This window comes from Thermodesulfatator atlanticus DSM 21156 (genome assembly GCF_000421585.1).
GTDB lineage: Bacteria > Desulfobacterota > Thermodesulfobacteria > Thermodesulfobacteriales > Thermodesulfatatoraceae > Thermodesulfatator > Thermodesulfatator atlanticus.
Genome location: NZ_ATXH01000014.1, coordinates 1 through 25,103, shown reverse-complemented (window position 1 = coordinate 25,103; position 25,103 = coordinate 1). Strand labels below are relative to the sequence as shown.

The window sequence follows — 25,103 nt, the reverse complement described above, 5'->3', positions numbered from 1 at the left end:
TTTAATGATGATTTCCTTCATTTTATGCAAATATTCTCTTTTAAAGAAAAATTTCCTTGCAAATTCCTATACAAAGAGACCTTTAGAAAATTGCTGAGGACCGTGCCCTTTTTCGTTCCGAAAAATAGGAACGGAGCTAAGTTTTTTCTAAAAAAGACGATGAAGGCGTCTAAAGGCCTTTGCCTTTTCTGAATATTCAAGCCGTGCCTGGTTAAGCATTTCCTCAAGGTAAGCAATACTTTGGTCATAAACCGGCTTGTTGACCGGATAAGGATGCCCGTCTTTGCCGCCGTGGGCAAAGGAAAAACGCGCGGGATCTTTACGCGAAGCAGAGACATCGTAGATTAGCTCAGAGATAAGAGTTAGTGCCCTTAAGTTTTTAGGGCCAAGCCCCTCTAGTGCAAGCATTTCTTCAAAGTTCTTAGGCTTAAGCTCATAGGTCTTTAATAAAACTTTTTTTAAGCCCCTTGGTTCAAGGTCATTTTCGGTAATTTCATGTCTTTTATGTAAAATCAATTTCTTAGCTTTAGCTATTTCTTTTAAGATGGTATCAGGCTTTTCCTTTGAAAGGGCTAAAATAGAACTTCTCACCTCTGCACTTTCCTTGGCCACAAGGTTTAAAACTTCCTTTTCTATTTTTTGCGCGGCAATCCCTGTGTGGGGCTCATTTACAAAACTTTTAACCCTCTCCCCCAGCCAATGATAACGCCTGGCATAAGAATTAGACTGGTTCATTCCCTGTTGCACCACAGCCCAGGCCCCTGATTTCGTAAAGAAAAACGAATGGTGGTAAAGCTGGTAACCGTCCTGAAGCGCAGTATTGTCAACTTTGGCAACAAGCCTGCTATGATGAGTAAGCCTTTTAAAGCTACCTGGCAAAGCACATGCCTCAAGCCAGTCTTCTATTTCTTGAGGGGTGCGCCTTGAAGCCCTGGCCTTGCCCCCGCAAACGAAAATCCCAATATCTTTGGCAAGGGGCCTTAAGGCTTCTTTTAAGGCACCGCACACAGTAGTAGTTAGCCCGGATGAATGCCAGTCAAAACCAAGGACACAGCCAAAGGCCTGAAACCAATAAGGGTCAGCTAAGCGGCGCAAAAACTCTTCCGGGCCAAACTCCCTTGCAATAACTTCTACCAGGGCGCGGGAAAGACGCACCATACGCGCAAAAAGCCATCGCGGGGCATGACCACCGTGAAGAGGAAGCTCTGCCACCCCGGTCCTTTTACCCAAAGATGAGCCCCCTTTCTTGAAAGGCTTCTTTCATCTCGTCAAGGATCTTGGCCGCTGCAGAAGAAGGGTCTTCAGCTTCGCGAATAGGCCTTCCTATTACGAGATAATCAGCCCCTGCGCGAATGGCTTCTCCTGGAGTGACCACCCGGGCTTGATCCTGGGGATCTGCTGCCCAAAGGGGCCTTACCCCCGGTACAATGGTGCGCAAATGACGATAGGCCTCTTTTACCGCGGCGACTTCCTTGCCAGAACAGACTATTCCGTGACACCCCGCCCGATATGCTAAGTTCGCGAGACGAAGTACGGCTTCTTTTATATCGCGCGAAAGCTCTGGCGCATAACCTATTTCCATGAGCTCAGCCCGGGTATGGGATGTAAGGATGGTGACCCCAAAAACTTTGGTTCCGCCTTCGATGGCTTCAACGGTCTTGCGCACAGCCTGGCGCCCTGCAAGCATGTGCACGGTCAAAATGTCAACCCCATGGCGACTAGCAGCCCTTGCTGCCTGCTGCATGGTGGCAGGGATATCGTGAAGTTTAAGATCGAGGAATATCTCTTCCGCACCAGCATCACGCACAGCTTCAATGGCCTGAGGTCCGTGGGCTACAAAGAGCTCAAGCCCAATTTTAAATATGCCTACCACTTCTTTTAGGCGAGCCACCCAGGCACATGCTTCTTTTAGTGAAGGAACATCAAGGGGGAAAATTAGCCTTTCTTTTACGTCCACAAAGCCTCCTGGTAAAGTTATAAATTTGTTGAGATGAAATATTGTGCCAAGGAAAACAAAGACAGGCAAATATACGTTTACCCCAAAGAAAACCTGCCCAAAAGTGATATTATCATTTTAGGTACCATTCATCGCGTAAAAAAAGGCCCTGAACTATTAAAAGAAGTCCTCTTTTGCCTAAAACCAAAAATAATTACCGTTGAAATAAGCCCTTATTCCCTTGCCAAAAGACGCCAAAACGAAAAAAGATGGCTTAAAACTTTTGATAAACTAATCCTTCAGGAAAAGATTCCCTTAAATGATGCCCTTGCGTCACTGCGCGAAACACTACGCATGCCTTATGAGTTCCAGGTGGCAAAGAGTTTAAAGCTGGCGCCTGCAGTACCCATAGATTTAAACCGGCCGGCCCAAAAATATTTAAGGGAGCTCGAAGAGAGCCTTTCCCCAGACAATTTAAGAAAACTAAGTCTTTTAGACGTGTCTTTTTCTCGCGAACTGACTCTTGCCAAATTGTTCCTGGCTGGCCTTTATGAGCCGGAAAAAACAGAAGAAGATATTGTGAGAGAAAGACACCTGGCCTTTAAAATCAAAAAACTTGCAAAACAAAAAAGACCCTTAGTTCACATTGGTGGGTGGCGTCACCTCCCTGCCCTGCTCGGTCTCATTCCTGAGGCAAAAGGAATCTTGCTTGATCCTTCACTGCGCTCAGGTGACTGAAAGGGGAAAGCTCAGGGTGACAACTTGACATCGTCATTCCGAGGGACCGTCAAGCCCGAAAAAACAGGTCGATTAATGGATTCTTCGCCTGCGGCTCAGAATGACTAAGAAAGAGTGGCTCAGAATGACTAAGAAAGAGCGGACCAGGAAGACTAAGAAGGAGCAGAACAGGATGACTAGAAGGAGCAGACCCGAATGACTAGAAGGAGCAGACCTGAATGACTAAGAAAGAGCGGACCAGGAAGACAAGCAGGAACAGATCAGGATGATAAAGAGGGAACAGATCAGGAGGACAAACCCACAATTTCTTCTGAGGAAGCGTAAGCGACCGAAGAATCCACATTCCTACCTCGTCATTCTGAGGGCCGTTGGGCCCGAAGAATCCACAGGTCGATGGTGGCAACGGATCCGAGAATGGACCACAAGACATGGTCTCGTGTTATATTTGCCCTGAAAAAGGGCTTAGCCGATTAATACTATTGGGGCAAAACGCATATTTTAAGGATCCATCCCCGAAACAATGTTTGCTAAAAAATGCTCCCGGTCCTGTAAAAATAGGCCTAAGGGGACAGGCCAGGGGGCCTGTCCAGCGACGCTTTTTAGTATTTTCGTTATGAGCAATTGCTAATAACGGCCAACAACAAAAACGGAGGTCACTATGCGTGCATTTCTTGTTTTACTTATAATTGCCATAGCAAACCCAGTTTGGGCCCTTACCGGAGAAGAAATTGCCTGGAAGGTCTATAACCGCCCGCAGGGCAAAGACTCTCTTGCAGAAAGTGTCATGATTTTAAAAAGTGCAAGTGGGCGTGAAAAAACGCGAACAATGAAAGTTTACTTCCGCGAAGACCAAAAGGCCCGCTATACCCTTATCCGCTTTCTCTCACCTAAAGACATCGCTGGCACCGCCTTTTTGTCCATTGCCTACCACAATGGCGACGAAGACCAATTTCTCTATCTCCCTGCCCTTAAGCGTACCCGCCGCATCGCTGGCTCTTTCAGGTTTCATCGCTTTGTTAACTCGGACTTTATTTACGAGGACCTAGAAAGGCACTATCCTCCCAAATATCATCACGAACTTCTAAAAGAAGAGCCTTTTCAGGGGGACCCTTGCTACGTGGTCAAATCCTGGCCCAAAAAGAAAAAGGACTCCATCTACGGATACTGGATTCAATGGATAACCAAAGAAGGCTTTTTGCCAGTGCGCATTGACCTTTACGATCGTAAAGGCCGCCTCTCAAAAAGATTTACCGCCAAAGAATGGAAAAAAATCCAAGGATACTGGACTGTGCTTTCCTCTGAAATGGAAGATTTAAAAAATAAGCATAAAACCATTCTCAAAATAAATAAAATCGTATATGATCAAGGACTTGATCCGTCAATCTTTACCAAAAGGAGCCTTGAGCGCTGGTAAAGAAGGCCTTACTTGCCATAATTCTGGGGTTCTTTCTTTGGAATTCGGCTTACGGAGCGGAAAAATTTGACTTTTCTGGAAGATTTTTCGCCCGCGGTGCTATTGATTTAAAGCACGACAAGGCCATTGAAGATCAGCGGCTTGACCACGAAAAACTGCGTCTTGAGGCGCGCTTTTCTCCCTCTTACAGCCTAGATATCAAAACAGGAGTCCTGTTAGACCGTCTGGCATATTATGGCAACAAAAACACCCGCGAAGAAACCCGGGTAGAACCCTGGGAAACTTACCTTCGCTATGTTGGAAGAGCCTTTGAACTAACCATCGGGAACCAAATTATCCGCTGGGGCAAAGTCGATGAGCTTACGATTCTGGATAACCTAACACGTCAGGACATGCGCGAGCTTTTCACCCTGCGTTTAGAAGAAAGACAGCGCCCCTGGCCCTGGCTACGCCTACAATACTTTCAGGATAGCTTCACCCTTGAAGGGGTTTTTACCCTCTGGCCCCTGTGGCCGGAGCGCGATGACTTTGACTCAGACTGGGCCGTATTTGACCACCTGCGCAAAGAGCTTGCCAGAGACCCTATCTTTCAGGCACTAAACCTCAAGCTTAAAAAAGACGAACCACCAGTTGGTCTTAAAAACGCTGAATGGGGCCTGCGCTTAAGTGGCACCAACAAAGGGGTTGACTGGGAAGTATCCTATCTCTACGCCCACGACAGGTCTTTTTACTACTACGTGGAAGATTATCCGGTAAAGGGCCTCTGGCTTGAACACCCTGCTGAACCTTTGAAAGACTTAAGGGCACAGCTCCCATCTTTAAACATTACCGGAGACACCATTTATGTCAGCTATCCGCGGGATAGCATCTTTGGTTTTGCCTTTGAAACTACTTTTCACGACATGGGAGTAAGGGGTGAAGTTGCCTACCACACCAGCCGCGTTTTTCTAAAGAAAAATCTTGAAGCTGTAAAAAAGCCTTATCTCCAGTGGGTCATCGGGATTGATTATCGCTTTGAGTCTGGCCTTTATCTTAACCTCCAGTTCTTGCAACAAAGAATACTTGGTTGGAGCGAAGACATCCTCTTTGACCCAAAGCTTGATTCATATATTTTTGTGCGCCTTTCAAAAAGTTTTCTGCAAGATTTCCTAGAAATACGCCTTGATGGTACTTACGGCATCACCACCCGGGGATATTTCTTGAACCCTGAGATTGCTTACAAAATAACAGACGATTTCGAAATATTTGCCGGGCTTCATCTGATTGACGGGCCTCAGGGGACTTTTTTCGATGTGTTTGACCATAACGACCAAGTTTATTTAGGTCTGGAACTGAATTTCTAAATAAACCTTTCCGATAAGTTATTAAATGAAAGCAAGAAATGTTCTTCCCGATATTGCGTTGCGATTTGTTCGTTATTGCAGGACATATTTTTGCCACGGCAAGGGAGCAAGGCAACCGAATTATCCACCTTATTAATGTCATGCTGAGAGATCAAAGAGACCAAAGCATCTACTGCCCCTATGCTGCCATGCTGAGGGTCGTCAGGCCCGAAATATCCATTCCTACTTGTCATGCTGAGGAAGCGAAGAGACCGAAGCATCCACAGGTCGATTGGTGGATTCTTCGCCTGGAGGCTAGCTGTGGATCCTTCGCTTCGCTCAGGATGACAAATCATCACTGTCATGCTGAGGGGGCATCAGCCCCCGAAGCATCCACAGGTCGAAGAGCAGCAAGCTGGATCCGTTCCCATTTTTCGAAACGAAAAAAAGCGCAGGCGCAAAACTCGCCTGGCGTGACAAGGGGACAGGCCCCCTGGCCTGTCCTCTCTTGCGTAAACGTACAAGTCGTTTGGCATAACGGTCGAAAATACTTCTTATAAGGGCTAAAAAATGGCACACTCTTTTTATGAACGTTACGTACTGAAGTTTAAAAAGCCTTGGCTTGTGGCTGTCGCCCTGTTTATTTTCTTTTGTGCCTGGCAAGCCGCCACCCTTCCGGTGGTCACCTCAACAGATGCCATCATCCCGCGGGACAACCTCTGGCACTTTTACGAAAAATTTCGCGCACAATTTGGCGCAGACGACGGCATCGCCGTGGTAATTCACGCCAAAGAAAACATTTTCACCCCAAGCACCCTTGCGTATATCCAAGAGCTTACTTCAGCCTTTGAAGAAATTAACGAAGTGGAAAGTGTACTTTCTCTCACCAACGTTGAGGACGTAAAAGGTGGAGAAGAAATATTTTCAGTTGAACCTCTGGTAGGAGAAGAAATCCCAAAAGACCCGAAAATACTTGCGCAAATAAGAGAACGTGCGCGAAAAAATCCCCTTATTTACGAAAATCTCGTCTCCAAAGACTTCCTCACCACGATGATTTTACTGCGCACCGCCTATCAGGGTGAAGACTTAAATTTTGAAAACCGCCTACTTCACAAAGTAGAAAAAGTCCTCGCTGAACATCCTTTACCAGATGGGCTTGAGATTCACCTGGCGGGCTGGCCGGTAGTAAACGTCAACATGGCCGCCTATATGAACAAAGACTTGATGATATTCGTTCCTGGCTGTTTTGTGCTTTTGTGTTTTTTAGTCTATGCCTTTTTGCATTCCTGGCGTGCAGTACTTGGGGCAGGACTCATTATCAATCTTTCCCTCCTTGCGGCCATGGCCTCCCTTAACCTTGTGGGAGGTGCTTTAAGCCCCATGACCTCGATTCTTGCGCCTCTGACTATGGCTTTAGCCCTTTCAGACGTAATCCACGTAGCCACAAGCTATTTCAAACTTCCCGAAGGTAGGCGTTCTATTTCTCAAGTAGTCGCAGAAACCTGGGTCCCTTGTTTTCTCACAAGCCTTACCACTGCCATTGGCTTTGCCTCGCTCATGGTCTCTCGTGTTCCTTCTATCCGTGAATTTGGTGGCGCGGCAGCCCTTGCCATGTTTGCAGAATATTTCTTAACCTTCACCCTTTTTGCCTTTTTGCTCCCCTGGATTGCCAAGGGTCGTTTCAGGATCGGCTTCAATAAAGGGATCATCAATCCCCTTGTAGATTCTTATCCCTGGTGGGCTAAAAAAGTACTCATTGTTTTTGTCTTCGTTTTTGTTGTCAGCCTATCAATTGCCGACCATATCAAAGTTGACACCAATGTGATTGACTTTTTCCATCATTCAACCCCGGTATATCAAGACGTAATCTTTGTGGACCGACACCTTGGTGGTGCGCAAACCATAGAAATTTCATTAAAAAACCCAAAAGGAGATTTCCTTGACCCTGCACTACTTAAAAAAATAGACGAAGTAGCCAGCTGGCTTGAAAAACACCCTATGTTTTCAAAGGTCGTTTCGCCGGCAGAGTTTTTTAAGCTCATGAACCGGGCGTTTCATAACGAAGACCCTAAGTTCTTTAGCGTACCAGAAAGCCGGGAACTTCTTGCCCAATATTTGCTCCTTTACGGGGGCACCGAGCTAGAGCACTTCTTAAACGAAGACCAGAACTGGGCGCGTATCTCAGCACGCACCCCTGAACACAGTTCCGTTGAAATTAACAAAGCCGTAAAAGAGCTTAGCCAGGAACTTCAAAAAGTCTTTGCTGGAACAGGCGTTGAATTTTCCATAACAGGCAAAACTTATCTTGTTAATCGCACCGCAGATGATATCGTAAACAGCCAGGTGGAAAGCCTTTTGACCGCGGCCTTTCTCATCTTTGGGATTATGTTCCTTGTCTTGCGTTCCTTTAAAATGGGGATTCTTGCGATCCCCTCAAACGTCTTTCCCTTGGTAGCCAATTTTGGCTTTATGGCTTTAGCGGGCATCCCTCTTAACACCTCTACCGCTACGATCTCAGCGGTAGCCATAGGTATAGCTGTTGATGACACCATTCACTTTTTAGTACGCTATCGGCGCAATCGCAAAGGAGAAGACCCGATAAACGCGGTTAGAACCACCTTGCGGCAGAAGGGCACCGCAGTTTTAACTACCTCGCTGGCGTTGGTAGCCGCCTTTTTGGTCTTGGGCGTCTCAAAGTTTATCCCCACGGTACAGTTTGGTATGCTTTGCGCCCTGGTAATAGGGCTTGCCCTTTTGGCTGATATGCTCCTTCTTCCGGCGCTGATTTACGTTGGCCGAAAAATCTTCTGAAAAACTACCCGCGGGGGATACTGCGCCAGGCCCTTCGCCTGTAGTTCAGAGCCTCGGCTCATGGCGGCAATCTCTACTTGTCAGCTGAGGAAGCAAAAGGGCCCAAAGCATCCACCGATCAATTAAGCGATTAATAGATTTTTCTGTCTTCGGCTCAGTAAGACAACCCCTACCCTGTCATTATGAGGGCCGTTGGCCCGAAGAATCTACAGGTCGATTAAGGGATTCTTCGCCTCGCCAACGCTTCGGCTCAGAATGACAAAGAAGGAGTGGCTCAGATGAGAAAGGGAAAAACTCTCTCTGGCCTGTCCCCTTAACCGTTCCCATTTTTCGGAACCAAAAAATGGGAACGGCTCCCGAGAGCTTTCACCTAAAAAATGTTCTCCGTAATAAGTAACGACAATCTGTGAGTTGTAAAAAATAGATGTTATTCGGCCGTGAAGTGTCATTGCAAGCACCAAAGGCAAAGCAATCTCAGGCTAAAGCCTCTTTCTTGTTCAAACACCCCGGCCCATAATAATTTAGGAAAAATTCTTTGAACTTGGGTTCAAGGCTTTCGAATTTATTCGTCCGCTCAAGAAAAAAGTAACTAAAAATGTCTGAGGTCATATTGCGGGGCTTACTGAGCTCGGAAATATCTTCCGGATATCTTCTAAGGAAGAAGAAATCTACGATGATTTCACCTTCCTTAAAGGGGAGGTAGGCTTCTTCGTATTTTTTTTGCACATCGACAAGCTCAAGCCTTTCAAGATAAGCCGGAGCATCGACCAGGTTGGGATAATAGCGAAGCGGGCCTATGCGCTCAAAAAGAAGAGTAAGTTCATAAAAAGTACTATGCTTGGGATGAACCGAGATAACGAGATCAGTTACCCCCTGCTTGGCAGCGTATTTATAAAGCATACGAAACACGTAAAAAAGCCCGTTTCTGCTGTAGATATCCGTTTCTGCGGCAAGGCAGGTGAATTCAGCGAGTTTGCGGCCCTCTTTGCGCAACTTGTCAATAATGTCTTTGTACAAGGAATCACTGGGAAGTCCTAGCTCTGAGTCAATCACCAGGGTAGCAGTACTAGTAACCTTTCCGGTTTTCATGTCGCGAGCAATACAAACCCGGCTATCTGGCAGAGCTTGATACGGGGTGAAAAAAATTTCCTCTGGCTGGCGAGGAAGGAGCCCTACCGCGTGGTAGCGACGGTAGAGAAGATTGAAGGCCTCTTCGAACTCTTCTTTTTTAGTACAAAAAGAAATTTTAACAATTCTTTTTTTAAGGCATTCCGGAATGCGCGAAAGCATCATACGCCTGCGCCTGCGTCGTATTTCAATAGGAAGCTCTGGTTTAGATATTTGTTCAGCCTCTTGTGCTAACATATTTTCCCTTCCTTTTATTTTGATCTCTACAGTTTTTATCGGTTTGATAGTCTTGAAAAATAAATGACATTTTTGAAAAAAGATATTCTCCCTCACCCATTGCTGGGAGCATTTTTTAGCCAACATTGCTTACGGGTATCCGTTCCCATTTTTTATGAAAAAAGGAGCGGAGCTTAACAACGTCAGTGTCTAATGCTCCCAGTAATAAAGGAGGCGGATTTTATTAATCCACTCTTTTTATCGATAAATAAAAAATAAGGATAAATTATGAGAGATAGCAAAAAAGAACAGCATTGGATTTTAAGGCGTCTTAAGCTTTCAAAGTTCGCAGAACACGTTTACCAGTGGCAACAAAATCTAATAGTAAAATTTGTTGAAAAACCTAAAGAGTTAAAAACTATCTATAGATTTGTTCATGAGCGCTATATAGACGCCGGCATTATAGAACCTCAGCCTAATGGCCTATGGGTTACAAAATATCATTTATTTCCTGATACTAAAGTAGTAGCTGCTTATCTTAAAAATGACTCCAATTTTGAAAAGCCCATTTGCACGGCAACTATCGTATTTGATAAACTGAAAAGAGGCCTTCCTTGTGACGGAATATACCAAGACATATTGGATGAATTAAGAGCCCAAGGGAAAAAGTTAGTTGAACTATGTTCTCTTGCAGCTTTGCCAAATTTACAGGCAAGAAACGCTTATTTCATTCTTTTTAAGATGCTTTATAAATATATCGAGCAAAAAAGATATACTGATATCGTAGTAGTAATCAAACCGAAACATAGAAGTTTTTATAAAAAAATTTTACGATTCAGGTGTTTTAAAGAAAGAACTTATCCACGTTTTAGAAATGTTACTGCTCTTTTGGCACATCTAGATTTAATCCATGCAGAAAAAGAATATAAAGAAATATACAGCGAATTTCCTAAAGATTACAACTTATATCTATTTTTTAAGAGACCTTTATATTAAGCAATCAAGCGTCTTTCTGAAAGGACCATATCAAAGTGAAGAGAAAAGAACCTCTGAAAATGTGGAGGAAAAGAAGGAAAAAGTCTCCAGAAGTCCATATAAAAATGCCAAAAATCTTTAGATTTCATGTTCGTAATACGCGAAAGCTCCCAAATATCGCTTAAAAAGCTTATATCCAACAAAAAATCAGCAAAAAGACGCCCTTCAGGGAACTCTCCATAAAGGGAGTAATATTTTTCCCTGACAGTGGTAAGGTCAAGACGTTCAAGGATAGCGGGAGCATCATAAAGATTTTTGTAGTATCTCACCGGACCTATAGGCGTAAATAGGAAAATTTTTTCATAGAACTCCCTGTGCTTTGGATGAATAGAAATAACAAAATCGGTAGCGCCTTTTTTGCGTGCGTAGCGGTATAGGAGACGAAAGACATAAAGAAGACCATTCCGATAGCAAAAGTCACGCTCTGCAGCAAGACAGGTTATTTCTGCAAGTTTGCGGCCTTGGTCTCTTAAGGCATCCAGTTCTGCTTGGTAAGTGCTGTCGCTTGGAAGGCCCAACTGCGAATCAAGCACAACGGTGGCCGTGCTCACAAGGGTTTTGTTTGTGCCGGATAGCTTAAATCCCAGACAAACCCTGCTCTCAGGAAGTGCCTGGTAGGGTGTGTAAAAAAGTTCCCTTTCATTGGGGTGGATCAATTTGCAGGCCAAATAACGACTATACACCAAAGAGAAGGCTTTCCTGAAATCTTCTCTATTTTTGGCAAAAGAGGCCTTGTATGCGCTGCTTTTAAGAACATCAGGCACTTTGGAAAGCAGTAAGCGCCTGCGCTGCCACCAAGAGTTTTCGCCTTTCGTAAGCCCCCTCCTATTTTGAGGAAATCCTCACTTTTTAACTTTCTGCACAGGACAAAAGATAGCCATGTTCTCAAAAAAAAGAAAGAGATCTTTGCATTTTTTAACTATTTTTTTGGCTAGCGTTTTAACGAAATGGGAAAAATTTTTCCCATAGTGAGAAAAAATTTTCCCATTGGAAAAGGACACAAAGCATTTTTATGGTCCCAAAAGGGTATTTTTCTTTCATTTTTCTTTTGAAAAATGTGTCTATTTTTGGCACAGTCCTTGCATTCTAAATAGAAAACAAACAAAAAGTTTAAAAGGAGGTGGGATGGGATTTAAAAATTTTGTTAGCAGTTCAATTAACCTGTTTTCGAAAAAAAACAAAAATTAAAAGTAAAAGGAGGAAAGGGATGAGAAAGTTTAGTATTTATTTGAGTGTTATTTTGCTGGCGCTTTTTATCAGCACCAGTGCATTTGCTATCCAGTGGCCCACTATCTGGAAGGGTAAATTCACCAATTGGGAATACTTTAATCCAAACGCAGTGCCTGGTCAGGTTTCAGCGGATGGAATTGAGGACAACTGGGGTATTGCTCGCATGACCAGCATTTATGATCTCACAGATCCTAACCAGCCCCAAGTATGGAGTGATGTTGCTGGAGATAATAACTCTTTAAGAATTTTCTTCTGGGGCTTGGACTTGGCTGAGTGGGATAATAATACCCTTGATTACAAGATGCATGCAGCTGATACTGGTGCTTATTTAGAACTTTATGAGTGGAACGAAGACTGGGATGTTTCTATCGTTGACCCTGCAAACCGTACAAGCACCGAAGAATTTGCCGGTATTACCAATGGTGGAACTTTGCTTGCCCGTTTTGAATTCACCTATGGTGTAGTACCTGGAGATAACGAAACCATCGCCGCGGGAAGAACTAACGATACCAATAATCCCCCCCAAGGAGATGGTCAGGCCTATTTAAAGGTAGTTCCTAATGTAGGGACCATGTGGGAAATTTTTGACCAAGACCGCAACGCAGTTTTAGCTGCTATGGCAGCAGATGGAATTGTCCCTCAAGATCCCGATGCCATTGACCCCGAAGCAGATATCTGGCTTAAGTTTAGCTTTTCTCCCGATTCACTGACAGATTTCGACCTTAAATCTGAAGACCCTGTTTACGGGGCCACTCCAGAGCCTGCCACCCTGGTACTTTTGGGCGCTGGCATGCTCCTTGTGGGAAGTGTCGTAAGAAAACGCACCAAGTAAAAAAAAATTTCATCATAAAAATTATTTAAGAAAGGGGCCTTAAAGGCCCCTTTCTTCTTTTTCGATAAATTTTAAGAAAAGGCCATTTGATCTTTGTAATAACAATTTATAAAAAAATCTGAATCTATGTTAATATGCCGGAAGAATAAAGAGACCACGAAAAAACAAGTCGCCTCTTGATCACGGACCAAGGTGATATTGCTACGGCGAACTATGCCTATCTCACATGATTTTATAGAGTAAATAGCAACTTAAAGGGAAATTAAAAATGCTCAAACTACCAGAACGCGTCTTAGAATTAGAAGTGATGCTTTCCCTAGAAGAAGTGCGGGCTTATGATGGCCTGGTACGCAAATACTTAAAAATTTTGCACTTTGGCTTTCTTGAAACCATTATCAACTTCGCCCCTGAAGAAGGCCTATTCCTTGATATTGGCACAGGCACAGGTCACTTGGCTATAGAGCTTGCCAAGCTTTGCCCAAAAATTTCTATCGTGGCGGTGGATCTTTCTGAAAATATGCTCACCGTTGCCCGGGAAAATGCCCAAAAAGAAGGCGTGCTTGAACGCATTAATTTCATGAAAGCTGACGCCAAAAACATTCCCTTTCCTTCTGAGAGTTTTGATTGTGTGTATTGCCATAATATGCTCCACCATATCCCGCAGCCCATAGAGCTTTTGCGCGAAATAAAAAGAGTGGCCAAAAAAGACGCCGCCATCCTAGTGCGCGACCTCATCCGCCTCACACCCCTTGAAAGGGCTTTTCACGTCAACGTTTTCGGTGCCACTTATACTGAACTCATGAAAAAAGAGTATGAAGACTCCATCAAAGCTGCCCTGAGTAAAGAAGAATGGTGTGAGCTTGCCCAGATAATTGCCATCCCTGGCGCACGGGTGACTTATCAGTTTGTAACCCACCAGAGCCTTGAGCGCCCTTCCTCAAGACGCCGGAAAAAATATTTCAAGGTTCCCGTGCCCCCTCAGATAAGAATTGCTACCAGTTTTTACATCTCTAAGCCCTATGACTGGCACTTACCCAAGCCTGAAACTAAACTATCCCCTGAAATTGAAACCGTACTTAAAGCAGCAAGTTGGGCACCTTCAGGGGATAACCTTCAGCCCTGGCGCTTTAAGCTAGAAGGTGAGAACACCATCCATTTTCTTTATGACCCTGTGGTTGATACCTCTTTTTTCAATTTCGAGCAAAACGCCACCATCTTTGCCGTGGGTGCTGCCCTTGAAAACGCAAGCTACCTCTTAGAAAAAGCCCATATCGGGCATAATTTTGAGTTTTCCCCTGAAAAACAAGACCGCTATCATAAACTTGTCGTGTTGAAGATTAAATGGCCAAAAGAGAAAGCCGATCTTGAAGACATCTTGCTAAAAAGCCCTGTTGTCAAGCGCACTACCAACCGTAAGCTTTATGAAAGAAAAGACCTAACGGAAAAAGCCCGGGAAAAGATTATCTCCTGCGGCAAAGACCTTGGCATAGAAGTAAAGATCTTAGAGGGGAAAAAGCTAGAAGACCTTGCTGAATTGCTTTATCTGGCAGACCTAATCCGGGTGGAAAGAAAAGACCTTCACGAATTTTTGCACGACACCATCCGCTGGTGCCCTTCTTGCCAGGTATTGGGAGACGGCATGCCCATCAAATCTCTTGAAGCAGGCGCCCCTGGGGAGCTTGTGCTCAAAGCTACCAGGCCTTGGTCGGTAATGAAAAATCTTAATAAACTAGGCTTTGCCAGGGCCATGGCAGAGCACACTAAAAAGCTTGCTTTGTCCTCTAGCGGGATAATGGCCTTTTGTGCCGAAAGCCTTGATGAAAAGGCCTACTTTAACGTGGGAAGGGCTTGTGAGCGCGCGTGGCTTTCCTTGACTGAAATGGGTCTTTTTGCACAACCCCTTGCCGCAGCGCCTCTTTTTATGATTCGCTGGCAAAAGGGAAGATGGTTTGATTTTACTGCCAGGCATCAGTTTTTTATGCAAAAAATAGCAAGGGGCTTTGAGCGCCTAGGGCTTAAAAATTGCCTGATGTTTTTGCGTTTTGGCGTGGCAGAACCACCTTCCGCCCGCGCCCCTCGTAAACCGGTAACTGATTTCGTCATCTCATAAAAACAGGGCTCCAAATGCGAATGTAGGGGCGACGCATAGGTCGCCCTTACCCAATGGCGCAAATTTCCTACTCGCCTATTACCTGTTCACCCACCCTTCAATTCCCGTAGGGAGTGAACTGTGGGCGTAAGGCGAGATCTGTGATCTGTGATAGGTAGGTTGTAAAGGTTCTAGAGGTTCTAGGGGTTGGGATCCGTTCCCATTTTTCGGAACGAAAAATAGGAACGGATCCTAAGGATAGCCAGGACGAAAAACTCTCATAAATCCTGAAAATGTTCGCACGTGTCAGTGAATTTAAGTTAAAATGTCACGAAAAAGCTCACGGGAGCATAAAATGCCGTGGTTTTACATAGCTCTAGCCGGAGTTTTTTGGGGGCTTGCAAGTCTGGTACGAAGCATCCCTTACCCCTTAACCCCTTTTGTAGCAGTTTTTCTTTTTCTCGTCTGGCCCAATAAGCGCCAGGGTCTTTTGGTAGGCCTTGTCTTTTTCCTGGCTGTTTTTGTTACGCTTTCCCCCTGGATAATACGTAACTACCAAACCTTTGGCCATTTTGTAGCGGTAGATACCATGGGGGGGCTAAACCTCTACATGGGAAATTACGAACACACCCCCTTACATCGCGCCTGGGCAGCAGTGGATAACCCCCCTGAAATTGCCTGGTATCACGGACATGAAAAAGAACTTGCCTCGCTTAACGAAGCTGAAAAGCAACGCTGGGCTATTAAGGAAGCGCTTGCCTTTATGAAAGAACATCCTGGCCTTACCGCCCTGCGCACCGTAATAAAAGCAGCCAACTTCTGGCAGCTTGAACGCACTATCATTGCAGGAATGCAAAAAGACTATTTTCCAGGCCTTCAAAACAGGTTCCTTGAAATAGTCTTTGCCTTAAGCATTCTTCTGGCTTATGTTTTAGTAGCAATTTTCGGTTTTTCCGGGCTTTTTTGGGAAACCAGTACCTGCCTCACAAAAAAGAAAGTTCTAACAAGCAGCTGCACCGCGCTTTGGTTTTTCTGGTTAATCATTCTTTATTTTACCGCTATTCACGCCTTGGTCTTCGGACACTCGCGCTATCACCTGCCCCTTGTGCCAATTCTTTGTATGTATGCGGCTTTCTTAACAGTTTCTTTCAAGGAAATTTGGCAGACTAAACGCCGCTTTTTGCTGAAAATAATGATTCCGGTAAGTGTTTTTTTCGGGGCTATCTGGATTTACGATGTCTTTATCGGTAGCAGGGAAAAAATCGAAGCCCTTTTGCAAAAACTTCTTTAAATGACAATCCCTGTTTTTCATGCTGAGGGAGTTAGCACCCGAAGAATCCACCCCTGTCCAGCCATGCCGGGGACGAAGCGACCAAAGCATCCCACTGATCGATTGTTGGATCCTTCGCTTCGCTGACGCTCCGCTCAGGATGACCACTTGACACTGTCATGCTGAGGGAGCGTAAGCGACCGAAGCATCCACAGGAAGATTAGAGGGCTAAGGGCAAACGGCGAAAGGTTGGCAGTGATCAGTAACCTGTGAGCTGTGATCGGTATGTTGGATAGGTTCTAGAGGTTGTAGAGGTTCTAGAGGTTCTAGAGGTTGTAGAGGTTGGGATCCGTTCCCATTTTCCGGAACGAAAAATGGGAACGGATCCTTCTCTAAGTAGCTGTCCCGTGGAAGTATCCTTGCGAGCACCGCATTTCCATTGTCATAGCAAGGGAGCGCCCCCTTCTGTGTCATTCTGAAGGTGCGTTAGCACCTGAAGAATCCACAGATGGTTCTAAGCGACCAAAGCTATCCTATGAAATTGCTTTGTCGGCCTACAAATCCGCTCGCCACGACACTTTGTCGGATAAAAGAATTTTTATTAAGATAAGGCTCTGCAAAAAATAAAATGAAAGAGACTTTTAAAAAATTGCCGAGATCAGTTTTGCAAGCACAACCGTAAGGATCCTGGCAATAAAAACTTAAATTTAAAAATGAAACTGTATCACCTATCAGACTTACATCTTGGGGCATCGGCTCCTTCTTTTTCTGCTGGCAAAAGAGACGCCCTGGTGCTCAAAAAATTAAAAGAGATCTTACGCAAGGCAGAAAATGAAGGTGTTTTTGCGATAATACTCGCAGGGGATATTTTTGACTCAAACGCAGTGCTGACCACCCTTGCTAGGAGTTTTTTTGAGATACTTTGTGAGTTCCCAGAGCTTTGCTTTGTCCTTATCCCTGGAGGTGGAAGCTTTCACCAAGGCGAAATCTCAGGCCATGATGCCTTTGGCCCGGATTCTGTTTATTTGCGCCCGGAAATAAAACCATACCTTGAAGCTCAACATATAAACCTTCTTACGCCCGATAACTCCGCCACGTTGATAGACTTTTCAGGGAAAAAAATCGGCTTTTATGCCGGCTTTTTTGCTTTTCCTGATGTTTCTCTTTTTCCTTCAGCTGATTATCACGTAGCCATAATGCACGGAGCCTTTGGCCCAAATCAGGCTTACGAAACTCCCCTTCCCCAGGAAGTTCTTTCAAGCTTCGATTACCTGGCTCTTGGGCATTACCACGGGTTTAAAAAGCTTGCGGAAAACGCCTTTTATAGCGGAGCCTTTGTCCAATTCGAGTATCTCCCCGGAGAAAAGGCCCTGAGCGGTTATCTTGAAGTCAGTCTCGCGCCAAAGGGCCTTTTAGTTGAGCGAAAGGTGCTCGAAGGAGCCCCTTCTTTTCTGCGCCTGTGTGTAATGAGCGAAAACGACCTGGACAAGATCAAGAACCTTGATTTTGAACATACTTTTTTGCGCGTTGAATCCTACCTTGAAAACTTCAAAGAAGAGCTTGCCGCACTTTGCAAACACTTTCCCGGGCACATACAAATCGCAGAGGGGGCGGAAATCCCCAAGGCAGACCTCATCTTCTATCAAACCTTTGAGAAACTACTTGAAGAGGTCCCGGATGAACTTCAGGATGAAGTGCGGGAGTTTGTCCTTTACGGGCTTTTAGTCTCACAAAAGCCCTCAGCTCTTAAATCCTTTCTGGAAGAAAAATACCTGAAATGAAACTCATAAAGGCAGTCTTTAAAAACTACAAAATCCTTGAAGAAAGCGAGTTCAGCTTCAAAGAAGGCCTTAATTTCATTAACGAAGCAAACGAATTCGGCAAATCAACCATTATTGAAGGCATTGTCGATGCGTTTTCTTTAAATCCCGCAAGCCTTATCCCCAAAAAAACCGAAGGCAAAGAAATCCCCCCGGTTATCAAAATCGCCTTTGTCATTCAGGAAGATACTTACGAACTCAAAATAAACGCCCAGGAAGAAAGGGTCTTCCTAAAAGGCAAAGACGGTACCGAGCTTGAAAGCCCCCAGGGTATCAAAAAATTTTTGGCAGCTAAAGGCTATCAGCATTTTCCCCACGTGTTAGAAGGGCTTTTGGTCTTAAAAGAACGCGATCTTTCTGTAGGGGCAACCCGGGGCCTAAAAGACATCTTCGATGCAGTGCTTCGCTCAGCAAGTGTTGAAAACCTTGAGAATCGCATACGAAACGAGTTTATCCTTCAACGTGCCGGGCTTCGCCAAAAGCCCTTTGGCCAGCAAAAAAGGGCCCTTGAGGAAAAACTTTTAGATCTTGAAGAAAAACTTTCCTCGCTTTTGCGAGAAAAAGAAGAATTCGAAAAAAACAAAAAAAACCTCAAGAAAATCAAAGAAGAAATAAAAAATTTGAGCCAGAAGCAAAAAGAGCTTTTGCAAAAATACGAACAATTAAAACACATGCGGGCTTATCTTGAGCTGCGTGCCCTTGAACAGGAAAAAGAAAACCTTGAAAAAGAGCTTAAAAATTTAGTTGCTAGGGAAGAAAAACTAAACCGGGAAGTCTTAAATCTTGCGGAAAAAATCAGCTCTTTAAAAAAACACATAGAAAAACAAAACGAAGAAATAGCAAAGCTTATTGCCGCCAAGGAAAAGATAAAAGTTCTCAAAGATCGTTTACAAAGGGTTGAAAAGGGGCTTTGCCTTTTTAAGGAAATCCAGCAAAAAGAAGCTGCACTTGGAGATAGTAAAAATCTAGATCCAGAGGCCCTTGAAACCAGCCTTCGTGACTGGAAGACGTTTTTAGCCCTTAAAAAACGGGCTCGGGGTCTCATCAAGATCCTTTCTGCCAAGGGCCAGGTATTTGTAAATAGAATTCCTGCTGAAGGGCAAGAAATAGCTTTTCAAGGTAGGGTACGTCTTGAGTATCAGGACCTTTGCCTTGACATTTTTGCTGATACTAAGGTGGCGGATCTTTCCGAGCGCGAGGAAAAACTTGGACAAAAATTCGGCAGCCCAGAAAACCTCTTATCAATTATCAAGAAGTTACGAGAACTCAAAGGGCTTTACGAACAGACTAAATACTACGAAAGTCTTGATGAGCTCTTGAAACAGAAAAACGGACTTACAAAAGAACTTGAGTCTCTTTTTGCTTCTTTGGCCTCGCTTGAGACCAAAAGAAAAGAACACGAAAAGCTTAAAGAAGAACTTACAAGGCATGAGATTCAGGAAAGAAAACTCCAACAGGAGATCTTTCAAGCAAGGGAAAGAAGTAAAACCCTCTCAGAAAAGCTTTCGGCCCTTGAAGATGAAATAAAAAGTTTCCCGCGGGATTTTGAAGAAAAACTTTCCTTAAAAACCCTGCGAGCCTACGAGGGCTTAAGTCTCAAAGACATTTCGGAAAAGATCTCGCAAGCAGAAAAGAGCCTTTTACAAATGGAACAAAAGCTTAACGATCTAGAGATAGAACGAGTTCGCTTTGAAGAAAGAGTGAAGCGTGAGCCAGATCTTGCCCGTTTTGAGGATCTCCTCAGGGAAAAAGCGCGCCTTGAGCAGAAAATTTTGCGCTTAAACCGCCTGGAAAAAGTCCTGCGTATTTCTGCGGACTTGCTGGCACGCTTGAATGCCGAGCTTAACAGAGAATATCTCCGCAATTTTGAAGAACACGTTGCCAAGTACTTTTCCCTGATAACTGGTGGAAGATACCAAAAAGTTTCCTTTAAAGAAGAAAGCCTTTTTTTCGACCGAGAAGCTTTTGCCAAAAACTGGGAAGCCGTAAGGGATGATGGCAAACGTTTTGAGATTGACAGGCTGTCTGACGGCACCAGGGCACAGCTTCTTTTGGCTGCACGTTTGGCCCTGGTAAGGCTCTTTTTTAAGCGAGAGGCCTTTTTCCTTTTTGATGAACCCTTTGCCTATTTTGACAAACACCGCAGGGAAAGAACCATCTCTATCCTCAAAAATCTGGCAGAAACTGGCTGGCAGGTCATTGTAATGAGCGCTCACAAGTAAAAATTTTGCTACTTCTGGGGACACTTAAAGGGATAACACGGAGCCCTATCACCTGATCATCTGACTGGTAACGAGAGGAGATCCATTAAGGCGGAAGAAGTGATCCCTGTGCCTGACACAATGATAGATCTAGATTGCTTCGCTCACTCAGTTCGCTCGCATGACCAAATAGCAGGCATTCGCTCAAAATGACACTTCCCCGGGACAGCTGCTTGGAGAAGGATCCGTTCCCATTTTCATTCCGAAAAAACGGGAACGGATCCCAACCCTCTACAACCTCTACAACCTCTAGAACCTATCCAACACACCGATCACTGCTCACAGATCACAGGCCACTGATCACTGCCAGCCTTTCGGCCTTAGCCTTTTGCCTTTAGCCCGTTTAATCGACCAGTGGATGCTTCGGTCGCTTCGCAACCTCGGCATGACAGGATAGGAAACTGTCATCCTGAGCGGAGCGAAGGATCCAGATCGATCTAAAAAGTTGTTATCTAACCCGATGAAAACCGCGAAGTTTCATGAGTTCTTCGTAAAGCCTGCGTAATCTGATAAAGGCCTCGTGGTCTCCCCCCTGATCGGGATGAAGTTCACGTGCCCTTTTTCGAAAAAGGCTTGAAATTTCTTCTTTCCCCATGCGCAAAAGGGCTTGCTCTGAGACCTGAAAAAGGGCTGCTGCCTTGGCCAAAACCTCATGTAAATTTTCACGCTGGCGTGCCGCCAGGTGGGCTTGATGGGCCTCAAAAAAGCGTCGCTGGGCCTCCAGGCGATCAAAATACATGATTACGTAACGCGAAAGGTAGTCCTTCAAAACGGTTTCTTGCGAAAGCCCCATGCGGTAGCTTGCATCCTCTGAAAGCTTGCAGAGCTCTTCAAGAAAAGCCTTGTCGAGCTCTTCAAGCATCTGGGCTTCAGGATGATATTTGCTCAAACGATGGGCAAAATGCCTGGCTAACCCAAAAGAAGTGTAGATGTAGGCCAGTGTCTCTTTGGGCCGCAACTTATCTTCTGCAGCCATAATGTATTGTTCGATTTCATCGCGGCTTTTCTCATATAAGACATTGAGAAAAGACAGAGGTTTGTTCAACAAAAAGTCGATATTGGTGCCGCCAAATTTCAAAAACAAAAGACGCCGACAATCAAAGATGTGATAATTCTTTTGGCGGGCAAGCTGTTCCCGAAAAGAGATCTTTTGCCTTTTTACGACGTGATGAGCCGAAAAATTATCAACCACCCGGCGGATATGTGGACGCACAAAGGGCCAAAAGATTTTCTCTAGTTCGAATTGGTCGGTCTTAATGCCTTGTTTGGCGAGCTCGGTGATAATAACTTCGTCGATATAAAAGCTATTGCCACCCGGATAGATGATATAGCGCGAAGGGTTGCGACCAAGGGCTAAAAGATCTCTACTGCGCCACAAACCATCGGCAAAATAAGACTCACGAATAAAATAGTAGGTAAATTTTCCGTGCTTTTGTCTTGCTAAATACAACTTAAAAGGCCTTTTTAGTATTCAGGGTTTATTTTACCAGGAAAAACAGGACGGGACAATTGAGAACAAGTCGCAAAAAGGCCAGGCATGTGCCCGGCCCTTGAAAACGTTAGAAGCTAATGCTTACCCCCACGCCACCGTAGAGGAAATCATGGTTATCAGTAACAGAGGCTTTTTTGATAACTTTTTTGGCATCACTGCTTAAAGCAAAAGAGTATGCGATCTGGGGAGTAACGGTGATCTGTTTGGTTACAGGGATGCTCAAAGAAGCGCTAAGATTCATGTTCATCCAGCCAGAATAGCCATCATTAGTGTTATCAGGATCAGCATAACCATCTTTTGGATCATCAGAGCTAAGGTAAAGGGCGGTAGCACCAAGGTCTAAGGAAGCATTGTACCAGGGGAGAGCAAAGCTTCTGTCCGCAGAAAGTTCAATCCACCAGCCAGGATAATGGGAAATTTCCTTATAGACGGTGATACCGGCGTTGATCCCGGTAACAGGGCAGGTGCCCGAAAGCCCGGCATAAAGTTCAAAGGAGTCCGGAAACCCATCAAGCGCGTAATAGATGGTGCCCACGTTAGCGCTTAAACCATAAGGTAGCCCTTCAAAGGTATAGTCCACGGTGAAATCCGTCTCAGTCCACTCAGCTTGGTCAGCACCAACAAGGTCGGTGTCGTAGTTGCCCCAGAAGTTGAGAGAAAGAGCTTTGTAGCCAATGGTCATAGAAGGCTGAACCACAAGAGAATCATCAGAGAAGGCCATGCCGCGCCAGATGTACTGGCTAAGCACGTCAACCGAAAAATCCGCGGAAACATCTTCCGCCTTGGCCTGAGAAAAACCTGCCAAAAGCACACATACCATCAGACAAGCTCCCACCAACCAATTCCTAATCCGATCCATACTTAAACCTCCTTTATTTATTTTGATTTTTTGTGTCTCATGCAACTCCTACTCCTAAAGGCGGGGAAGGTTAACACCTTCCCCGTGTTACGTAAAGCAGGAGGAGGTAAGACCTATATGGCGGCTTCGCCTCGTTCGCCACTTCTTATGCGCATGGCATCGACCACGTCGTAAACAAAGATTTTTCCGTCTCCTATTTCGCCGGTACGCGCAGCCTCAGCAATCACCTTGAAAAGTCGTTCCAAGTCTTCATCCTTACAAACAACCCTTACTTCCATTTTAGGTAACAGGTCAACCCTAAACTCACGGCCACGGAACTGTTCCACAAGCCCTGCCTGGCGTCCGTGACCTTCCACCTGGGCTACGGTCACTCCTGGATGCCCTGCCTTTTCCAGGGCTTCGAGCACGTCTTGTAGTTTTTCTGGCCTTATTATGGCTCTTATCTCCTTCATTTTGTTTACCTCCTAATCACGTAAAATTCAGGATAAGCAGGGGTTCCGTGTTCGATGATATCCACACCCTGAATCTCTTCACGGGGATCAACACGGATGCCCACCAGGATATCAAGCACCTTAAAAAGCACGTAACCAGCACCAAAGGCCCAGATGAAAAGCACCACCGCACCAATTAGCTGGGCAATGAGCTGGTCAACACCACCACCGTAAAGAAGCCCTTTCACAAAAGGCGGCTCAATAGCATAGTTGCCGTAGGTGCCGTCCGCAAAAATTCCAACGGAAATAATACCCCACAAGCCGTTAAAACCGTGGACAGGTACCGCACCAACAGGGTCGTCAATCTTGAGGGCCTCAAGCAAATATACGCCACCTACCAGGATAAACCCAGCGATAATACCAATGACCACTGCGGCCCATGACTCAACCCAGGCACAGGGAGCGGTAATAGCTACCAGCCCAGCAAGAACTCCGTTTAAGGACATACCAAGGTCGAATTTTTTGGTCTTGGCCAGGATAATGAGCATGGCTGTTACCGCTGCCGCTGCCGCAGCCAAAGTGGTGTTAACCGCAATCACCGAAATCCTTAAGTGATGCGCAGAAAAAGTAGAACCTGGGTTAAAACCATACCAGCCAAACCATAAGATGAAGACACCCAGGGCTGCCAAGGGAATATTGTGCCCGGGAATAGCCCGCGGTTTTCCGTTCTTGTCAAACTTCCCATAACGAGGGCCAAGCACCATGGCACCGGCAAGACCAACCAAGCCACCAACGGCGTGAACTACACCAGAGCCTGCAAAGTCAAGGTGCCCAAGACCAAAGGGAAGCTTAGAAAGCCAGCCGCCACCCCATACCCAGTGGGCATAAATAGGATAAATAGTACCTACAATAGCCATGGAATATAGGAAGTAAGCCTTAAACTTAATACGCTCGGCCACGGCTCCGGATACGATGGTGGCTGCCGTAGCAGCAAAGACAAGCTGCCAGAAAAAGGCCAAGTAATTGTCAACATCGTAGCCGTCACCTGCCAGGAAAAAACCAGAAGTACCAATTAAGCCATGCCAATCATTACCCATAAGAAAGGCGTAACCAATGGCCCAAAAAATCAAAGAACCAATACAAAAGTCCATCAGGTTTTTCATAAGAAGGTTGGTAGCGTTTTTGGCCCGGCAAAAACCAGCCTCTACGCAGGCAAAACCAGCCTGCATGAACATAACTAAGAAACCACAAAGAAGAACCCAAACAAAGTCAACCGCCTTACCTGGATCCGACTTGATAGCCTCAGCCCCGGTGGGATCAGCAGCCAAGACTGCCGGGGCTAGAAACAACAAGAAAAGACCTACTAATGAAAAAAAACGCCATCTGCCCATTGCTATACCTCCCTCTAAAATTTTTATTTGTCACTTTATTAAGCAACTAATGTGCCAGTTAACCCTTTGTCTTTGCTATCAAGGTAAAGACCAGTAGAAGTCTTTAAGGTTTATGAGAAAATTACGAAACTGTTAAAAAATTTTACGGGGACCAAAACAAACTGAAACAAATTTGTAAACAGTAAACTTACAATTGTTAGTTTTTTTTTTGCGAAAGCATAAATGGCACACACTTGGCACCGGGCACTAGGCACTAGGCGTTAGGCAACAGGTGGTGGCTTATTGGTGACAGGCAATCAATCATTGCAGGAAGCATTTTTCGGTAAACTTTGCTGCCCGGGATCAGTTCCTATTTTTTGTACGAAAAATGGGAACGGATCCTAATGACGTTAGGTATTTAATGCTGAGAGAGCACCTTATTTTATCATGCTGAAGAACGTTAGCGACCAAAGCATCTACAGGTCGATCTATGGATCCTTCGCCTCACTAACGTTCAGCTCAGGATGACAAAAAGGGAAACCCAAAAAAGAAAGGCTCAGGATGAAATATTAATGGGAACACATTTTATCCGCGAAGGTGTCATAGCGAGGCTACTTGTACACCCGCACGATCCCAGCTACACCGTCATCACGAGGCGTGCTATCGCACGCCGAAGTGATCTCATAAGATTGCTTCGCTCACTGTGTTCGCTCGCAATGACTGACAAAAATAGTGCTTTCGATACCCATTCAATCCAAACCTCGACAACCTCTAAAACCTTTAGAACCTCTACAAATCTGCTACCTGAGATTGCTTCGTGCCTCGCAATGACACGCAAAAAAGCGCTCG

18 protein-coding genes are annotated in these 25,103 nt (G+C 45.0%); 10 read left to right on the top strand and 8 right to left on the bottom strand.

Going from position 1 to position 25,103, the window contains the following annotated elements; translation table 11 throughout:
• Positions 1-147: 147 nt before the first annotated feature.
• Both H528_RS0106865 and pyrF read right to left on the bottom strand, forming a co-directional pair.
• The gene (locus tag H528_RS0106865) at positions 148-1,230 is read right to left on the bottom strand and encodes a DUF763 domain-containing protein (RefSeq protein ID WP_022853597.1); all 1,083 of its coding nucleotides are present in this window, start codon (positions 1,228-1,230) and stop codon (positions 148-150) included.
• Positions 1,223-1,957 carry an orotidine-5'-phosphate decarboxylase gene (pyrF, locus tag H528_RS0106860; RefSeq protein ID WP_022853596.1) on the bottom strand — a complete coding sequence of 245 codons (735 nt, stop codon included), beginning with the start codon at positions 1,955-1,957 and terminating at the stop codon, positions 1,223-1,225. The genes H528_RS0106865 and pyrF overlap by 8 nt, the downstream gene beginning before the upstream one ends.
• 33 nt (positions 1,958-1,990) lie before the next feature.
• Here pyrF and H528_RS0106855 point away from each other — a divergent pair, with 33 nt between their 5' ends.
• The 4 genes from H528_RS0106855 (at position 1,991) to H528_RS0106835 (ending at position 8,221) form a co-directional block, all read left to right on the top strand.
• Complete coding sequence (locus H528_RS0106855) at positions 1,991-2,674, top strand: hypothetical protein (protein ID WP_022853595.1); 684 nt, start codon at positions 1,991-1,993, stop codon at positions 2,672-2,674.
• A gap of 658 nt (positions 2,675-3,332) precedes the next feature.
• Entirely contained in the window at positions 3,333-4,088 is a 756-nt protein-coding gene (locus tag H528_RS0106850) for an outer membrane lipoprotein-sorting protein (protein WP_022853594.1), read from the top strand.
• The gene (locus H528_RS0106845; protein ID WP_342664971.1) at positions 4,082-5,431 is read left to right on the top strand and encodes a DUF1302 family protein; all 1,350 of its coding nucleotides are present in this window, start codon (positions 4,082-4,084) and stop codon (positions 5,429-5,431) included. Before H528_RS0106850 ends, H528_RS0106845 begins: the two co-directional genes overlap by 7 nt.
• A 549-nt stretch (positions 5,432-5,980) precedes the next feature.
• Complete coding sequence (locus tag H528_RS0106835) at positions 5,981-8,221, top strand: efflux RND transporter permease subunit (RefSeq protein ID WP_022853591.1); 2,241 nt, start codon at positions 5,981-5,983, stop codon at positions 8,219-8,221.
• A 474-nt stretch (positions 8,222-8,695) separates the two neighbouring features.
• On the opposite strand, the gene H528_RS0106830 is transcribed toward H528_RS0106835, so the two are convergent.
• Positions 8,696-9,586, bottom strand: a complete 891-nt coding sequence (locus tag H528_RS0106830; protein WP_157608175.1) for an N-acyl amino acid synthase FeeM domain-containing protein — start codon at positions 9,584-9,586, stop codon at positions 8,696-8,698.
• Positions 9,587-9,853: 267 nt separating this feature from the next.
• Here H528_RS0106830 and H528_RS0106825 point away from each other — a divergent pair, with 267 nt between their 5' ends.
• Positions 9,854-10,561 carry an N-acyl amino acid synthase FeeM domain-containing protein gene (locus tag H528_RS0106825; protein ID WP_022853589.1) on the top strand — a complete coding sequence of 236 codons (708 nt, stop codon included), beginning with the start codon at positions 9,854-9,856 and terminating at the stop codon, positions 10,559-10,561.
• Here H528_RS0106825 and H528_RS0106820 read toward each other — a convergent pair.
• Positions 10,558-11,364 (bottom strand): N-acyl amino acid synthase FeeM domain-containing protein, encoded by an 807-nt coding sequence (locus H528_RS0106820; RefSeq protein WP_022853588.1) that lies wholly within the window; start codon positions 11,362-11,364, stop codon positions 10,558-10,560. The genes H528_RS0106825 and H528_RS0106820 overlap by 4 nt on opposite strands.
• Before the next feature lie 443 nt (positions 11,365-11,807).
• Here H528_RS0106820 and H528_RS0106810 point away from each other — a divergent pair, with 443 nt between their 5' ends.
• From H528_RS0106810 to H528_RS0106785, 5 genes are all read left to right on the top strand, one after another.
• Positions 11,808-12,662: a PEP-CTERM sorting domain-containing protein gene (locus H528_RS0106810; protein ID WP_022853586.1), complete on the top strand. Its 855-nt coding sequence runs from the start codon at positions 11,808-11,810 to the stop codon at positions 12,660-12,662.
• Positions 12,663-12,930: 268 nt separating this feature from the next.
• Positions 12,931-14,772, top strand: coding sequence for a methyltransferase domain-containing protein (locus H528_RS0106805; RefSeq protein ID WP_022853585.1), 1,842 nt, complete (start codon positions 12,931-12,933; stop codon positions 14,770-14,772).
• 334 nt (positions 14,773-15,106) lie between these two features.
• Positions 15,107-16,042 (top strand): hypothetical protein, encoded by a 936-nt coding sequence (locus H528_RS0106800; RefSeq protein WP_022853584.1) that lies wholly within the window; start codon positions 15,107-15,109, stop codon positions 16,040-16,042.
• Between the two features lie 692 nt (positions 16,043-16,734).
• The gene (locus H528_RS0106790) at positions 16,735-17,802 is read left to right on the top strand and encodes a metallophosphoesterase family protein (protein ID WP_157608173.1); all 1,068 of its coding nucleotides are present in this window, start codon (positions 16,735-16,737) and stop codon (positions 17,800-17,802) included.
• On the top strand, positions 17,799-20,063 hold the full coding sequence (locus tag H528_RS0106785; RefSeq protein WP_022853581.1) for an ATP-binding protein: 2,265 nt from the start codon (positions 17,799-17,801) through the stop codon (positions 20,061-20,063). The genes H528_RS0106790 and H528_RS0106785 overlap by 4 nt, the downstream gene beginning before the upstream one ends.
• Before the next feature lie 487 nt (positions 20,064-20,550).
• On the opposite strand, the gene H528_RS0106780 is transcribed toward H528_RS0106785, so the two are convergent.
• The 4 genes from H528_RS0106780 to H528_RS0106765 form a co-directional block, all read right to left on the bottom strand.
• The gene (locus H528_RS0106780; protein ID WP_022853580.1) at positions 20,551-21,552 is read right to left on the bottom strand and encodes a hypothetical protein; all 1,002 of its coding nucleotides are present in this window, start codon (positions 21,550-21,552) and stop codon (positions 20,551-20,553) included.
• 109 nt (positions 21,553-21,661) lie between these two features.
• A complete protein-coding gene (locus tag H528_RS0106775) occupies positions 21,662-22,453 on the bottom strand; it encodes a TorF family putative porin (protein ID WP_022853579.1) in 792 nt (263 codons plus the stop codon).
• Positions 22,454-22,566: 113 nt separating this feature from the next.
• Entirely contained in the window at positions 22,567-22,905 is a 339-nt protein-coding gene (locus H528_RS0106770) for a P-II family nitrogen regulator (RefSeq protein ID WP_022853578.1), read from the bottom strand.
• A 5-nt stretch (positions 22,906-22,910) separates the two neighbouring features.
• Positions 22,911-24,275, bottom strand: a complete 1,365-nt coding sequence (locus tag H528_RS0106765; RefSeq protein ID WP_022853577.1) for an ammonium transporter — start codon at positions 24,273-24,275, stop codon at positions 22,911-22,913.
• Between the last annotated feature and the right edge of the window lie 828 nt (positions 24,276-25,103).